General features: G+C 66.9%; 11 protein-coding genes and 1 pseudogene. 4 read left to right on the top strand and 8 right to left on the bottom strand.

The genetic code is table 11. The annotated features are described in order from the left end of the window. Window positions 1–141: 141 nt before the first annotated feature. Both ACZ9J7_RS11785 and ACZ9J7_RS11780 read left to right on the top strand, forming a co-directional pair. Window positions 142–1,809 (top strand): RecQ family ATP-dependent DNA helicase, encoded by a 1,668-nt coding sequence (locus tag ACZ9J7_RS11785; protein ID WP_476209572.1) that lies wholly within the window; start codon window positions 142–144, stop codon window positions 1,807–1,809. A gap of 38 nt (window positions 1,810–1,847) precedes the next feature. Beyond that, complete coding sequence (locus tag ACZ9J7_RS11780) at window positions 1,848–3,050, top strand: TerC family protein (RefSeq protein ID WP_476209570.1); 1,203 nt, start codon at window positions 1,848–1,850, stop codon at window positions 3,048–3,050. A 2-nt stretch (window positions 3,051–3,052) separates the two neighbouring features. On the opposite strand, the gene eda is transcribed toward ACZ9J7_RS11780, so the two are convergent. The 6 genes and pseudogenes from eda to ACZ9J7_RS11750 all read right to left on the bottom strand — a co-directional run bounded on the left by eda (window position 3,053) and on the right by ACZ9J7_RS11750 (window position 9,765). Then, window positions 3,053–3,679 (bottom strand): bifunctional 4-hydroxy-2-oxoglutarate aldolase/2-dehydro-3-deoxy-phosphogluconate aldolase, encoded by a 627-nt coding sequence (gene eda, locus ACZ9J7_RS11775; RefSeq protein WP_476209568.1) that lies wholly within the window; start codon window positions 3,677–3,679, stop codon window positions 3,053–3,055. Next, window positions 3,672–4,991, bottom strand: a complete 1,320-nt coding sequence (locus ACZ9J7_RS11770; protein WP_476209566.1) for a mannitol dehydrogenase family protein — start codon at window positions 4,989–4,991, stop codon at window positions 3,672–3,674. The genes eda and ACZ9J7_RS11770 overlap by 8 nt, the downstream gene beginning before the upstream one ends. Window positions 4,992–5,123: 132 nt before the next feature. After that, entirely contained in the window at window positions 5,124–6,053 is a 930-nt protein-coding gene (locus ACZ9J7_RS11765; RefSeq protein ID WP_476211846.1) for a PfkB family carbohydrate kinase, read from the bottom strand. Between the two features lie 32 nt (window positions 6,054–6,085). After that, on the bottom strand, window positions 6,086–7,297 hold the full coding sequence (manD, locus tag ACZ9J7_RS11760; RefSeq protein WP_476209564.1) for a D-mannonate dehydratase ManD: 1,212 nt from the start codon (window positions 7,295–7,297) through the stop codon (window positions 6,086–6,088). Window positions 7,298–7,346: 49 nt separating this feature from the next. Next, entirely contained in the window at window positions 7,347–8,375 is a 1,029-nt protein-coding gene (locus ACZ9J7_RS11755) for an L-idonate 5-dehydrogenase (protein WP_476209562.1), read from the bottom strand. After that, window positions 8,372–9,765, bottom strand: a pseudogene (locus ACZ9J7_RS11750) (MFS transporter). The gene ACZ9J7_RS11755 and the pseudogene ACZ9J7_RS11750 overlap by 4 nt, the downstream one beginning before the upstream one ends. A gap of 159 nt (window positions 9,766–9,924) precedes the next feature. Here ACZ9J7_RS11750 and ACZ9J7_RS11745 point away from each other — a divergent pair. Both ACZ9J7_RS11745 and ACZ9J7_RS11740 read left to right on the top strand, forming a co-directional pair. Continuing rightward, window positions 9,925–10,650: a GntR family transcriptional regulator gene (locus tag ACZ9J7_RS11745; protein ID WP_476209561.1), complete on the top strand. Its 726-nt coding sequence runs from the start codon at window positions 9,925–9,927 to the stop codon at window positions 10,648–10,650. 140 nt (window positions 10,651–10,790) lie between these two features. After that, window positions 10,791–14,441, top strand: a complete 3,651-nt coding sequence (locus tag ACZ9J7_RS11740; protein WP_476209559.1) for a TM0106 family RecB-like putative nuclease — start codon at window positions 10,791–10,793, stop codon at window positions 14,439–14,441. Window positions 14,442–14,461: 20 nt separating this feature from the next. Here ACZ9J7_RS11740 and ACZ9J7_RS11735 read toward each other — a convergent pair whose 3' ends face one another. Beyond that, complete coding sequence (locus ACZ9J7_RS11735; protein ID WP_476209557.1) at window positions 14,462–14,788, bottom strand: acylphosphatase; 327 nt, start codon at window positions 14,786–14,788, stop codon at window positions 14,462–14,464. 103 nt (window positions 14,789–14,891) lie between these two features. Continuing rightward, window positions 14,892–15,809 (bottom strand): pullulanase X25 domain-containing protein, encoded by a 918-nt coding sequence (locus tag ACZ9J7_RS11730; protein ID WP_476209556.1) that lies wholly within the window; start codon window positions 15,807–15,809, stop codon window positions 14,892–14,894. Window positions 15,810–15,899: the final 90 nt, after the last annotated feature.

The raw sequence follows: 15,899 nt of genomic DNA, 5'->3' as shown, positions 1-15,899 counted from the left end.
GGCCAGCGCCGCTTATGCGGGCCCGGGCCGTCCATGCCCCGGCCAGGGCAACGGTTTACGACGGCGGGGCGGGGCTGGCGTAGGGTGGTCCTACGGCTGAAGCAAGCGGCTGCTGTTTTCTTCTGTGCGGAGCCCAGTTCCATGTCCGACGAACCTGCCCTTCGGGCCCTTGCTGCTTCATCCTTCAACCTGCCGGACCTTCGGGACGGGCAGCTGGCCGGCATGGCCGCGCTCGCCGGAGGCCACGATGTCCTGGCCGTCATGCCCACCGGCTACGGCAAATCAGCCATCTACCAGGTCGCGGCCCTGGCCCTGCACCAGGCAACGGGACGTCCCGCCGTCGTGGTTTCACCCCTGATTGCCCTGCAGGAGGACCAGCTGGACGGCCTGTCCAGGCTCCTCGGACCGGACGCCGCCGTAGCCATCAACTCCTCGCACAGCGATGCCGAAATCGAGCAAGCCTGGCGTGCCGCCGAGGACGGCTCGGCCGTGTTCCTGTTCCTCGCCCCGGAACAGCTGGCCAAGCAGGCGACCGTTGACCGGATCAAGGCACTGGACATCACGCTGTTCGTCGTGGACGAGGCACACTGCGTCTCCTCCTGGGGACACGACTTCCGGCCGGACTACCTGGCGCTGGGACATGTCCGCGGGCAACTGGGGAACCCGCCCGTGGCCGCCCTGACAGCTACGGCTTCCCCTCCGGTCCGGGATGAGATCGTGGAGCGCCTTGGCATGAAGAAGCCCCTGGTGCTGGTGCATGGGTTCGACCGGCCCAATATCAGCCTCGACGTGGTCCGGCACCACGAAGACAAGGACAAGCGGAAAGCCGTGCTGGTGCAGGTTGCCGGCCTGGCACGCAGAGGGCATGGGCTCCTCTACGCCGCCACCCGGAAGGACACCGAGAAATACGCCGCCAAACTGGTTGCGGAGGGCCTGCGCGCCGAGGCGTACCATGCGGGCCGGTCCGCCGGAGACCGGGAACGCATCCACGAGCTGTTCCTGGACGACGAGCTGGACGTGGTGGTGGCCACCACCGCGTTCGGTATGGGCATCGACAAGCCCAACGTGCGCTTCGTGGTGCACGCTGACATCCCGGAATCGCTGGACTCCTACTACCAGGAGATCGGACGGGCAGGCAGGGACGGCGAACCGGCCTCCGCCGTGCTGCACTACAGGTCAGAGGACCTTGGCCTGCGGAAGTTCTTCGGCACCCACTCCCCCGATCCCGGCTCTCTCCTTGCGGTCCTGAAGGTCCTCAAGGCGGCCCACGCCTCCACCCCCAAGTCCTCCCTTGCCGAGTTGACGGGGTTCAAAGCCCGGCGCATCACCACCCTTGTGAACCAGCTGGAGGAAATCGATGCCGTCAGCACCGGCAAGCGCGGGGTCCGGCTCACCTCCAAAGCCAAGCTGCCCGCGTTGGTGGCCGACGCCGTCGAGCTGGCCGAAGCCCGGCAGCGGGTGGACCAGTCCCGGCTGACCATGATGCGCGCCTACGCCGAGACGGACGGCTGCCGCCGGCAGTTCCTGCTTGGCTACTTTGGCGAGGACCTGCCGGAGCCCTGCGGGAATTGTGATGGGTGTGCCGAAGCCGCCAACCAGGCGGAGATGAAAAAGTCCGACGGCGGCGCGGCGGCGTCCGCTGACGGCGAGCCTTTCCCGCTGCAGTCCACGGTGGTCCACAAGGACTGGGGCCCCGGCCTGGTGATGCGGCACGAGGACGATGTCATTACGGTGCTTTTCGAACAGGAAGGGTACAAAACGCTGTCCCGGGCAGCCGTCGTGGAGCACCAGCTGCTGAAACCCGCTTAGGTAGGCTGGGGGGGACACTCCAACGAAAGGGCCGCCGCGTGGAAGTACCTGCCTATGCCTGGACCCTGACCATTGCGGCGATCGTCGGACTGCTGGCCTTCGACTTTTTCTTCCACGTCCGCAAAGCCCACACTCCCTCCCTCAAGGAATCGGCCGCCTGGTCTGCCATCTACGTGAGCATCGCGGTGCTCTTTGGGCTGGTTGTGCTGCTGTTCGGCGGACCCGACATGGGCACGGAGTACTTCGCCGGCTACGTCACGGAGAAGGCGCTTTCCGTGGACAACCTCTTCGTGTTCCTGATCATCATGGCCAGCTTCAAGGTGCCACGGGCGGACCAGCAGAAGGTGCTGCTGTTCGGCATTGTGTTCTCCCTGATTGCCCGCACGGCCTTTATTTTCCTGGGGGCGGCACTGATCAACAGCTTCGCCTGGGTGTTCTACATCTTCGGGCTGATCCTGCTGGTTACGGCGGGAAACCTGCTCAAACCGGACGACCACGACGACGACTCCGACGGGCTGGTAGTCCGGCTCGCCAAGAAACTGCTGCCGGCCTCGGAACATTACGATGGCGACAAGCTGTTCACGGTGGAGAACGGCAAGCGGGTCCTGACGCCCATGCTGCTGGTCATGGCGGCCATCGGCGGTACGGACCTCCTGTTTGCCCTGGACTCCATCCCGGCAATTTTTGGGCTGACCCAGAACGTCTTCGTTGTCTTCACTGCCACGGCGTTCTCGCTGATGGGCCTGCGGCAGCTGTTCTTCCTGATTGACGGCCTGCTGGACCGGCTGATCTTCCTCTCCTACGGCCTTGCCGTCATCCTGGGTTTCATCGGCGTGAAGCTCATCCTGCACGCCCTGCACGAAAACACACTGCCCTTCATTAACGACGGCGGGCACGTCAACGTCGTGGAGGTCAGCACCGGCCTCTCACTCAGCGTGATCCTCGGGGTGCTGGTGCTGACCATCCTCGCTTCGGTCTTCAGCCCCAAGGGCAAGGCCAAGAACGCGGTCTCGGGGGCGAGGCGCCACGCCACCGAGTACGTGGACCTCAACTACGAAACAGACATGGCGGAGCGGGACAAGATCTTCGCCAAGATGGTCCGCGAGGAGGACCAGATCCGGAAGCTTCCCGAGAAGTACAAGCGGCTGGTCCGCAACGAAACCGAGTTCCTGGACCTGGTCCGGAAAGCCCATGACGAGCACGACAAGGCCCAGGTGCGGGCTGCCGCCAGCGAGGGCTGAGGCTACCTGGCCAGGGCCGCTGCCCCGCCGGCCAGGGCGGTGATGCGGGCCCAGTCCTTGGCGGCGACGGCGTCTGCCGGGGTGAGCCAGCTGCCGCCTACGCAGGCCACGTTGGGCAGTTTCAGGTAGTCCGGCGCCGTGGCCAGGCTGATGCCGCCCGTGGGGCAGAACCGCACGTCCGGAATCGGCGCTCCGATGGCGGCCAGGTACTTTGGACCGCCGGCGGGGCCGGCCGGGAAGAACTTCATGGCGTCCAACCCTTGTTCCAGGACGGCGAGCACCTCCCCCACGGTAGCGACACCGGGAAGCACCGGAACGTCGAGGGACAGCATGGCGGTGAGCAGGGCCGGGGTGACCCCCGGGCTGACCAGGAATTTGGCTCCGGCTGCCACGGCAGCACCGGCCTGCGCAGGGGTGAGGATGGTGCCGGCGCCCACCAGGATCTCCGGCACTTCCTCGGCGATGAGCTTGAGCGAGGTCAGCGCGGAGTCGGTCCGGAGCGTGAGCTCGATGATCTCCACGCCGCCGGCCACCAGGGCACGGGCAAGGGGCACCGCATCCTGGGGGTCGTCGATGGTGACCACCGGGATGACCGGTGAAACGCTGAGGACGCCGGATGCGTCAGCCATGGTTGATCTCATTTCCCAGGCTCAGGGGCCCGTTGTCGATGCTGCGGTACCAGTGCAGGAGCAGGTTCCGGAATTCTTCGTGCCCGGCCAGGTAGGGGTCGACGACAGGCCGGAACCCGAGGAGGGCAGGCACCACGGTGTCCGCGGTGCGGCGTTCGGGCAGGACGGCCTCGAGTTCCTTCGCCAGGGGATCGTTCAGGTCCGTTTCCGGTGTGGTGGCCACGTGGCGCATCCACGCCGCGACGGCGAGCGCGGCCCACTTGGGTGCGCGGCCGGCGTCGAACGTTCCCCGGACGGTGGCAAGCAGGCGGAGTCCGATTTTCTGCGACCCGTCGCTGCCCACTTTCGCGGTGGTGTGGCCCAGTGCGGGGTTGGCGAACCGGCGGAGCACCTCTGCGCAGTACCGTTCGCCGTCCAGTTTGGCCGGCAGAATGATGCTGGGCAGGGCTTCCTCGAGCATCATGCGGTGGCAGGCGATGCGGAATGCGTCTACGCCCACGGCATCGGCGATGGTCGCCTTGCCGGCGGCGAGGCCGAGGTAGGCCAGCATTGAGTGGCTGGCGTTGAGCAGCCGCAGCTTCGCGAATTCCCAGGCGGCGACGTCGGTGCTGAACAGCGCACCGGCGTCTTCCCAGCGCGGCCTCGCGGCAGCGAAGTTGTCCTCGATGACCCATTGCTTGAACGGCTCGGCGACCACGGCGGCCTCGTCGCGGAGGCCGAGTTCACGTTCGACGGCGGCCAGGTCGGCGTCGGTGGTGGCCGGCACCATGCGGTCCACCATGGTGGACGGGAACGTGGCGTTGCGGTCGATCCATGCCAGGAGTTCGTCGCTTTCCCCGGCCGGAAGGGCCGCGGCGAAGTTGCGGACCAGGGTGCCGGTCAGTTCACCGTTTCCGGGCAGGTTGTCGCAGGACACCACCGTGACGGGTCCGGCGCCGGTGCGGGCGCGGCGCTGGAGGCCGCGCGCAATCTGGCCGACGGCGGTGCGCGGCGACCTGCCGCCGAGGTCTGCGCTGGTCTCGGCGTCGTCCAGGTCGAGGGTGCGGGTTTGCGGGTTGAACCGGTAGCCCTTCTCAGTAATGGTGAGGGTGACGATCTTCGTTGCCGCGGCGCCGATTCGTTCCACTACTGACTCCGGTTTATCCCGTCCTGAAATTGCCTCAACGATGCTGGACACGACGCGTGCCGGAGCGGCGCCCCCGCCCCGTTCGGCCACGGCGAAGAGTCCGTCCTGCGGGGCCAGCTGCCGGGCCACGGCATCCGAACGCTGGGTGACGCCGACGACGAGCCCATTGCGGATCGCCTGCCGCAAGCATGGCGTCTTCCGTGAAGACAGCCGTGTGGGCACGGGCGAACGCACCCAGTCCAAGGTGGACGATCCCTGGCTGCAGGCCGTCCCGCTGCAGCGCAGCCTTATGGCCGTTCGCCGCCAGGGTGGAGTTACTCAGGCGTTCGATGGCACTGTTCCCTTCACCGTTTCCCCGGCGGCATGTGCACGGGTCTGCCCGAACGTGGGGATGAAGCCGGTGCCGCCCTTGCCGCCCACCACGAGGGAGGATGCGGCAGCACCGTAGCGGGCCGCCGTCGGGAAGTCATCGCCCAGCACAAGGCGGGCGGTGAGGGTACCCACGAACGCGTCGCCGGCACCGGTCTGGTCCACCACGGCGGGCGCCGGGATGGCGGGAACCCAGGCCGAGACCGCGCCGGCCGCGAGCTGGACGCCTCTTGCGCCGCAGGTGACGGCCACATTCTCCGTGCCCAGCGCGCGGAGCTTGGCGGCCGCTTCCTCAGCGGTCGCGGCGCCCAGCAGCGTCCTCGTCTCACCGGGGTAAGACGGCGTGACCAGGAACGCGTGCGGCGCCAGTTCGGTGAGGGCCGCCGTCGCATCCTCCACCGAGGTGAGGCGCGGGCGGAAGTTGGGGTCATACACGAAGCGCTTGGCCACCGAGGCGGCCTTCGCGACGGCGGAGTGGGACGTCGTCGAAATGGCGCAGGCAATGCCGCCCGCCACCACGGCGCCCGCCGCGGCGAAAACTGCCGGGTCGACGTCGTCCGGGCCAAGTGTGGACCCGACGCTGCCGCTGCGGGCGTAGGAGAACTCGCGTTCGCCGTCGGGATCGCTGTGGACCAGGTAGACGCCCTGCTGTCCCTTGCGGAACGTCAGGAGGGCGGTGGAAATGCCAAGCTTGGCGATCCGGGCGGCGATGGCCTGGCCCAGGTCGTCGTCGGTCAGGACGGACAGCAGGCCCACCGCGGCGCCGGCGGCGGCGGCTGCGGCGGCCACGTTGAGCGCATCGCCGGAAATGCCAAGCTGCGCCGGAACGCCGTGGCCGAAGGGCTGGTCCGTGGCCACTTCGACGAGGATCTCCCCCATCACCACCACGTCGAAGGGATTGTGGATGTCATTCACCAGTCATGCACCGATCCGTCGAGGCGCCGGTTCACCGGCAGGTATTTGGGGTCGAAGGGGAAGCGCGCGGCGGCCTCCTCGTCGAACTCTACGCCCAGGCCGGGTGCGTCCCCGGGGTGCATGTAGCCGTCTGCGAAGCTGTAGGAGGTCTTGAAGACCTCGCCGGCCGGATCGCGGTGGCCCATGTATTCCTGGACCCCGAAGTTGGGGATGCTCATGTCCACATGCAGCGCGGCGGCGAAGGAGGCCGGCGAGAGGTCCCCGGCGCCGTGCGAGCCGGAGCGGACGCCATAGAGGTCTGCGAGGGAGAAGATCCGGCGCAGGTGCGTGATGCCGCCGGCGTGCGAAACGGACGTGCGGATGTAGTCGATCAGGCGTTCGATGATGAGCTGCTGGCAGTCCCAGATCGAGTTGAAAACCTCGCCGACGGCGATAGGCGTGGTGGTGTGCTGGCGGATCAGCCGGAACGCGGACTGGTCTTCCGCCGGCGTGGGGTCCTCGATCCAGAACGGCCGGTACTGCTCCAGCGAGGCCCCGAGCCGTCCTGCCTCGATGGGCGTCAGTCGGTGGTGCACGTCGTGCAGGACGTGCACGCCATAACCGAACTCTTCACGGACGTGGGCCAGCATCTTCGGCGCGAAGTCCAGGTACGCGGAGGTTTCCCAGGTGTCTTCCTGCGGCACGTTGCTGCTGGCCGGCTCATAGAGCTTCCCATCCACGGGCGCGATGCCGTAGGTCTTGTCCAGCCCCGGCACCGCTGCTTGGGCCCGGATGGCCTTGTAGCCCAGATCCAGGTGGTGCTGGAAATCGACACTCAGGTCCTCCAGCGTGGTACCGCTGGCGTGGCCGTAGACCATGACTCCTTCACGTGCGGCGCCGCCCAGGAGTTCGTAGACGGGCATGCCGGCGGCCTTGCCCTTGATGTCCCAGAGCGCGACGTCGATCGCCGCGATCGCGGTCATGGTCACCGGGCCGCGGCGCCAGTAGGCGCCCTTGTAAAAGTACTGCCAGGCGTCCTCGATGCGGCGGGCATCGCGGCCGATCAGCAGCGGGCAGAGGTGCTCGGAGAGGTACGACGCCACGGCCAGCTCGCGGCCGTTCAGGGTGGCGTCGCCGATTCCGGTGATGCCGTCCTCGGTTTCAATAACGAGCGTCACGTAGTTCCGTCCGGGCGACGAAACCACAACCCGTGCGTCGGTGATCTTCACTGGGAGTCCTTCAGATGGTGGATGTGCAATGTAGGTCTGGGATGAGCTGTCAGTTTCCGCTGAGGCGGAGCATGACCTTGCTGCTGTTGGAGGCGGGATCCACGGCGGTCCGCATCGCTTCCTCGGCGTCGTCGATGCCGAATTTGTGGGTGATGACAGGTGAGACGTCCAGGCCGTTGGCCATTGCGCGGAGCGCGCCCGTGATCTCATCGACGAACCGGTAGGACCCGATCCAGGTGATTTCCCGGGTGACGAGGTCCCCCAGCGCCGAAGCCGCGGGCGCTCCGGGCAGGTTGCCCACCTGCACGATGGTCCCCCCGCGGGCCGTGGCCCGCAGGACGCCTCCGAGCACCGCCGGGATGCCAGTGGCCTCGAACACCAGCTCCACGTCTGCCGGAAGCGGGCTGTTGGAAACGTTGAGCACCTCATCGGCACCCATCGCACGGGCGATCCGCAGGGACGCGTCGCTGATATCGGTGGCGGTCACGGTTCGGGCACCTGCATATTTGGCGGCCGCGGTGACCAGCGACCCGATAGGTCCGGCACCGTTGACCAGAACGTCCCGGCCTTCAAGGCTTCCAGCGCGGGCCACCGCGTGCATGGCGACGGCGAGTGGTTCGGCGAGCGCCCCGCGCAGGGTGTCCACACCGTCGGGGAGGGGACGGACTTGAAATGCCTTGGCAAGCTTCCGTTCGCTGAAGCCACCGTCCGTGTGCGGATCGAACGCCGCAGAGCCGAAGTACCGGATCTGCGGGTAGAGATTGGTCCGGCCCCGCAGGCGTTCCGGCATGGTTCCGTCGCCCACAAGTTCGGCCGGGTGAACGGTCACGGGCTGGCCCACCTCGAGGTGTTCGACGCCGGCACCCAGTTTGGCGATCCGGCCAGCCACTTCATGCCCCAGGACGAGCGGCGACTTCAGCGCCGCCGTTCCCGACGCTCCGTGGCGCCAGTACGAAAGGTCACTTCCGCAGATGCCGCCCCATTCGACGTCGAGCACTACTTCCCCCGGCCCCGCAACTGGCTCAGGCCTGTCATCAATGCGGAGATCATTGGCGCCGTGGACTACAACGGCTTTCATACGGCGTCCTCGAGCCGGACCAGGTCGCGGCCACGGACCTCGGGGCCGACGGCGGCTGAGACCAGGGTGATCAGCGAGTAGCCAATGAGCATTGCGGCGAGCGGCCACCAGTGCCCGGTAACGGCGGTGAGGGTGGCTGCCAGCAGTGGGCCGATCGCGGTGGCCAGGATCCCGCCGATTTCCTTGGCGAGGGCGAGCTGGGTGAAGCGGGTGCGGCCTCCGAAGAACTCGGCCATGGTGACACTTTCCATGGCGAACAGGCTCAGGACACCGAGGTTCAGGCCGATGACCATGGCGATGGTGATGATGGCGGAGTTGCCACTGGTGATCATCAGCATCATCGGTACGGCGAAGACGGCAGTCAGGGCGCTGAGGGCCAGGTACAGCGGGCGGCGGCCGAAGCGGTCACCGAGGAGGCCGATCACCGGGATGGTGACGAAGCCCAGCAGTGAGCCGTACATGATGGCGTTGGTGCCTACCGTCTTGTCTGTGAGCAGGACCGTGGCAAGGTAGCCGACCAGGAGGTCTGGACGAGCCCGGAGTTGCCGGCCTGCCCGAAGCGAAGGCCAAGGGCAATGAGGAATGACTTGCCCTTTTTCTGGTGCAGTGCAGCTTCGATGGTGCTGGTTCCGGCGGGCTCCGGGGCATGGGCGGCGGTCTTGATCTTTGCCTTGGTCAGGGCGACACCGTCCACAACATCCGCGCGCTGTTCGAAGACGGGGCTTTCCCTGATGGAGCGCCGGATCCAGATGGCGAACAGCATGATCACGAAGCTGGCCAGGAAGGGGATCCGCCAGCCCCAGCTCAGAAGCTGGTCCTGGGAGAGCGAAGCCACCAGGATGGCCCACAGCGCGGAGGCACCCAGGGTTCCGGAGTTGGTGCCCAGGCAGACCAGGGACGAGATGATGCCGCGGCGGCGGGCCGATGCAAATTCCGCCAGCATCACGGTGGCGCCGGCGATTTCAGCACCGGCCCCGAACCCCTGGATGAGGCGCAGGGCCACCAGCAGGATGGGTGCCCAGATCCCCACCATGGCGTAGGTGGGGAGGACACCGATCAGGGTAGTGGAGGCTCCCATCAGGGCGATGGTGATGTAGAGGACCTTCTTGCGGCCGATCCGGTCACCCATGCGGCCGAAGTAGACGGCACCGAACAGGCGGGCAACGTAGCCCACGCCGTAGGTGGCCATCGCAGCGATCAGGCCGATAACGGGGCTGACGTCCGGAAAGAAGATTTTGTTGAAGACGATGGCCGCGGCCAGCGAATACAGCTGGAAGTCCATGAATTCCATGGCGGTGCCGAGCCAGCCGGAGACGGCAACCTTGGCGAGGTCGCGGGTGCTTCGGGCCTCGGCCTGCCCGGTGGTGGGCGGCGCAATGCTTTCGGTCATCAGTTGCTCCTTTGCAGGTGATGCGTTTCGAAGGGGATGGGTTACAGCTGCTGGCTGTCCGGGGGCGCCATTGGTGGGCAACAGTGACGGGCAGCACGTCGATTTCCACTACCATACAAGCACTACCATTCTAGTGTGTCAACAGGCTAGAATAAGGCCATGCCAACGGACAAAAGAGGGACTGCCCCCCGGCTCTCGGTGCGGGACCAAACCCTTGAAACGCTTCGCCGCCGGATCATCTCCCTGCAGCTGCCCCCGGGTGAACCGCTGTCCGAGAATGAACTGGCCCAGGAGTTGGGCGTCAGCCGGACGCCGGTGCGCGAGAGCCTGATCCTGCTCCGCGAGGAGGGCCTGGTGCAGGTCTTCCCGCAGATCGGCTCGTTCGTGTCGCTGGTGGACCTGGGGCGGGTTTCCGAAGCGCAGTTTGTCCGCGAGGCCATTGAATGTGCCTCCCTGCGGGATCTGGCGGTGGACGGCTCGGGCATCGCCGGACTGCGGGAGATCCTCAAGGCGCAGTCAGATGCGGACGCACACGGCGACGTGGAGGAATTTTTCCGGCTGGATGAGGATTTCCACCGGGAGCTGCTGCGGCTGGCAGGCCACGAGTCCGCGTGGACCGCCGTCAATTCAGCGAAGGCGCACCTGGACCGGGCCCGCCGGATGAGTCTTTTGGATACCCGGCCGATGTCCACCCTGATCGAGCAGCACACTGCCGTGGTGGACGCGCTTGAAGCCAACAACCTCTCCGGCGCTGACAGCTGCCTGCGCCTGCACTTGCGCGCCGTCTTCGAGGATGTCCAGCGAATCCAGGAGGCAACGCCGGAACTGTTCTCCGACGGCACTGCCCGGCGTCCGTCCCGGCGGAGCGTGGCGCGCCTCGTGTAGCAAGGCCCCCGGCCTGACACAGCTTCCCGCCTCGCGGGAGAGGGCGCACCTAAGAAACTCCTATTGTCAGCCCCTCTTGCTACGTTTGATTCAAGGCCGGGGGAACGCTCCTCCGGGCCACGAACAGTTGGGGAGGCCCCGTGTTTTTGCTCGATGCTGCCGGTGTGCACGCCGGAGACAGCACGCCCCAGGACCTGGTTTTCTCGGCCAGCGACCTGGTGGCCGCCAGCGAATGCGAGTACCGCACCCTCCGCATCCTGGACGAAAAACTGGGCCGCACCGCCAAGGCAGAGTTCCCCGCCGACGAAATGCAGAGGCGCGCCGGCGAGTTGGGCGACCAGCATGAGCAGACCGTGCTCGCCAGCCTGGTTGCCAGGTACGGTGAGTGGGACGCGAGCCGCGGCGCCGGGGTCTACTCCCTCGAACGTGGCCAGAACCTGCGCGGTGAGCTGCAGGCAAAGCACGCCGAAACCGAACTCGCCCTCCGTTCAGGGGCAGATGTGGTCTTCCAGGCGACGTTCTTCGACGGCGAGTTCCTGGGCTACGCCGACTTCCTGGTCAATGAGGCTGCCGGCACCGGCAACCCGGGCCGCTACGAGGTCTGGGACACCAAACTTGCCCGTCACGCCAAAGTTGGGGCGCTACTGCAGCTGGCCGCCTACGGTGACCAGCTCCTGGGGATGGGGTTTGATCCCTCCCCCGTCGTCACGCTGGTACTGGGAACGCGGGTGGGAGAGGACTGGCTGCGGAGCAGCCATTCGCTGCCGGACCTGCTGCCCGTTTTCCGGGAACGACGCCGGCGCTTCCGCCACCTCACGGCCAGCCACCGCGCCGGTGACGGCGCAGTGGAGTGGCAACAGCCCGGCGTCGTCCACTGCGGGCGCTGCGACTACTGCGCGGAGCAGGTGCAGCTCCACCGGGATCTCCTGATGGTGGCGGGCATGTCCGTGGTCCAGCGGCGGAAGCTGCACGGGGCAGGCATCACCACCATCGACGAGCTGGCAGCGATGCCCGCCGGCGAGGCAAGGAACTCGGTGGCCAGGCTCCGCGCCCAGGCGCGGATGCAGCTTGGCCTGGATCGAACTGCAGGTTCCCGGACGTTCACGAAGGATGGACAGCCGCATACAGTGTCGTTCAGCGTGCTGCCGGACAATGCCATCGGCTCGCTTCCTTCCCCCAGCGCCGGTGACATCTTCTTCGACTTCGAGGGCGACCCGCTGTGGCAGGATCCGGCCACCGGCGCGTGGGGCATCGAGTACCTCTTTGGCGTCGTCGAGGCACCGGTACCGGGTGCCGCCGGTGATCCGGTGTTCCGGCCGTTCTGGGCGCACTCCCGGTCCGGGGAACGCCGTGCCTTCCTCGATTTCCTGGATTACGTCGAGCAACGCCGTGCCGTGTACCCGGACATGCATGTTTACCACTACGCCGCGTACGAAAAGACTGCGCTGCGGAATCTGTCCCTGGCCCACCAGGCCGGCGAGGACACGGTGGACGACTGGCTGAGGCAGGGGCTGCTGGTGGACCTGTATGCCACCGTCCGGCACTCCATCCGCATCTCCGAGGCCTCGTATTCCATCAAGAAGCTTGAACCGCTGTACATGGGAGACAACCTGAGGTCCGGGGACGTCAAGGATGCCGGCGCCTCCGTGGTGGCGTACGCAGCCTACTGCGCAGCGCGCGACGCCGGACGGCAGGACGAAGCCGCCACAATCCTGGCGTCCATCTCCGACTACAACCAGTACGATTGCCTGTCCACCCTCCGGCTCCGGGACTGGCTGCTGGAGATCGCACCGCAGGCGCAGGAAAACGAAACCGTTGGCGGAGCGGCTGACTCCAACGGGTCGCCCATGGCAATGGCGCCCGCTGGGCGGGAGGACAGCGACGGCAGTACGCGGGACTCCGACGAAACCCCGGAAGAGACGCGGTTGCGCGAGTACTTGGCCGGCCTTCCGGATGACCGGCCCTGGACCGATGATGAGAGGGCCCTCGCCATGGTGGCAGCCGCCACTGGATACCACCGGCGGGAGCGCAAGCAGTTTTGGTGGCAACACTTCGACCGGGTCGAAGCGCCACTGGACACCTGGGCCGACCAACGGAACGTGTTCGTAGTGTCCTCCGCTGAAGTGGTCTCAGACTGGGCGCTGGCCAAGCCCCGGGAACGGATGCGCACACGCGTCCTGAAGCTCCGGGGCACCATGGCGGAGGGCTCCGACTTCCGCCCCGGCTCCGGCTGGTGCCGGCTGTATGACGGCCCCGGGCCTGATGGGATGGCTGATCCGCAGGCGGCGCCGGGAAGAAGGGCCTTCACCTTCGGGACCAGGATCAGTGAGCTGGAGGAGGCGCCGGACGGCCCGGAACACCTGGTCACCATTACGGAGCGGGAGACCGGAAAGGTGGGCGCCTACCCGCACCTGCCCGTGGCCCTGACCGAGGACCAGCCCTTGGCCACCGCCAGTATCGAAGCAGCCATCGCGGAGATAGCCCGGACGGTTGGGGCCTCTGCGCCCTTCCTTCCAGCCCAACCGGGCCTGGACATCCTGCGCAAGCTGCCACCGCGTTTCCGTTCCAGGCCGGGTCCCGCCGAAGTCCTGCACGGCGGGGACGGCGCTGCCGACTACGCCGGGGCCATTACCGAATCCTTGCAGGACCTGGACCACTCCTACCTGGCCGTCCAGGGCCCGCCGGGGACCGGCAAGACCTTCGTCGGCGCCCACGTTATCGCCAGGCTCGTGGCCCGGGGATGGAAGATTGGCGTGGTGGCGCAGTCGCACAACGTGGTGGAAAACCTGCTCTGCCGGGCCATCGACACCGGCGGAGTGGATCCCCGGGCTGTGGCCAAGAAATTGGCCGCGCCACACCACGTTCCCTGGCGCCTCACTTCGGAAGGCGACGTGGGCCGCCTGCTTGCCTCGCCTGGCGGCTACCTGGTCGGCGGCACCGCCTGGACCATGACGGGCAAGGAAGTCCCGGCCGGGTCACTGGATCTGCTGGTCATCGACGAGGCCGGCCAGTTCTCCCTCGCCAACACCCTGGCGGTCTCTCTGGCAGCCAGGCGGCTGCTCCTGCTGGGCGACCCGCAACAGCTTCCGCAGGTAACCCAGGGCACGCATCCCGAACCGGTGGATGAGTCAGCGCTGGGCTGGCTGGCCGCCGGCCACGCCACCCTGCCTTCAAGCCTGGGGTATTTCCTGGCAGACACATGGCGGATGCATCCGGATCTGTGCCGGGCGGTATCCGACCTCAGCTACGAGGGAAAGCTGCACTCTGCCCCTGCCGCATCGCTTCGCGAGCTCGAGGGGCTGCCGCCCGGAGTGGAAACGGTCTTCGTGGATCACAGCGGCAATGCCACTGCCTCGAGGGAAGAAGCAGAGGAAGTGGTCCGGCAGGCGCGCCGCCATCTCGGCCTGAAGTGGACGCCGGACCTGGACGCTGAGTCACGCCCGCTTGAGCAGCAGGACCTGCTGGTGGTTGCTGCCTACAACGCCCAGGTCCATCTGATCCGCAAACATTTGGCAGAGGCCGGCCTGCCGGAGGTCCGCGTGGGCACGGTGGACAAGTTCCAGGGCCAGGAAGCTCCAGTGGTGCTGGTTTCCATGGCGTGTTCGGCAGTGGCTGAGGCTCCGCGCGGAGCGGAGTTCCTGCTGAACCGGAACCGCATCAATGTGGCCGTGTCGCGCGGACAATGGCGTGCCGTGATTGTCCGCTCCCCCGAGCTCACCAGCTACATGCCGCACAAGCCAGCGGCGCTGGAGGAACTCGGTGCCTTCATCGGGCTCAGCCCGCGGGAGTAGCCGCACCCGGCAAGCGCTGGTCAGTGGGCCCGGAACCCGCGGAAAGTCCCCTGGGCAGCGGAAAATTCGGACTCGACCCGCTCCACCCGGCCCGGAGTCCGGTCCGATTTGAGCCAGTCCAGCAGTTTCCGGAGCTGCGGTTCGGCGCCTTCGGCAGTCACCGAGACCGAACCGTCGTCGAGGTTGCCCACCTCGCCGGACAATCCGAGCTCCTCCGCTGTGCCCATGGTCCAGTAGCGAAAGCCCACACCCTGGACCATCCCGAACACCCGGGCGTCCAGCCTGACGGCGTCCTGGGCAGAACTGCCCTGCGCTGGATCGTGCGCCGGGCCTGCATGCCTGCCCATGGTGCTCCTCCCCTAAACCTTGCTGCCCCCATCGGGTCGCAGTGGCCGCCGCCGTGCTGCCCATGGGACGGTCCCTGCGACCCGATGAAGGGTTGCGGGCCGGTTAGTTGATGGTGATGTCGCGGGTGGCGTGGTTGTAACGGATGGTTACGGTGCCACCGGCGTGGTGAAGCTCGTGGTTGGGTCCGTCGAACGCGCCGAAAGCGCCGTAGTTCTCGGTCCAGGAGCGGTTCAGGGCGATCTTGAACGTGTAGTAGCCGGCCGGCAGTTCGGCACTCTTCTTCCACAGCTGGTCCAGGAAGTCGAATTCCATCTGTGCTTCGTCGTACTGCGGTGCCCAGTTTTCCGGTGCACCCAGGATGGTGTTGAAGTCACCGGCCAGTGCCACGGCCTCGGGCTGCGGCAGCGTTTCGACATCGGGGCCCTCGAGCGGCTCGGCGGCGGCCGTTCCGGCCTTGTCCTTGGCGGGGGCCTTCTTGCGGACGGCTGCCACCACGGGCTCAACGGCGTCCTCAAGTGCCTTGGCTGCCTTGCCCACAACGGAGGCCGCCTTCTTGGCGGGGGCCTTGCGGGTGGCCTTCTTCGGAGCCTCAGCCTTGGCCGGAACCTCCAGTGTTGCCGCAGCGGCGGAGACCGGCCGGACGAAGCCTGCGGGAGCCGTGGGAACCGGGGTGTCGGCAGGGACGGGAGTGCCGGCGTCGAGCGCGGCCGCGAAGGAATCCGCATCCGGGAAGGCGACGGTGGCACGCATGCCGTCCTCGGTGATGGTCCAGCCCGAACGGCCCTTGATCAGCCAGCCGGCCTTGACCAGCTTGGCGGTGGCCGAGGTGAGGGTCTTGTGGCCGCGCGGGATCCCGCCGCTGAGGAGCTCGGCCTCATGGTCGTTGAACGGCACCCGGGCGGTTGCTTCCGCCAGGACCTGGCCCGCATTCAGTGCATCGCCGGACCACACGCCTTCGGTCAGGACATCCAGGACGGTCTTGAGTCGAAGGTAAGTGTTTTCTGCGGTGGACTTGGCCATGATTCCCCTTATATAAAAGCGATCGGTCTTAGGCATCTTGCCAACTGCCCATTAAATCGCGCGACTTTAATTGGTTAACTCTGCGTGTCG

The sequence above is a fragment of the Pseudarthrobacter sp. TE9888 genome, assembly GCF_056279345.1.
The sequence above is the reverse complement of the archived record's forward strand: the minus strand, read 5'-3'. Positions and strand labels throughout refer to the sequence as shown.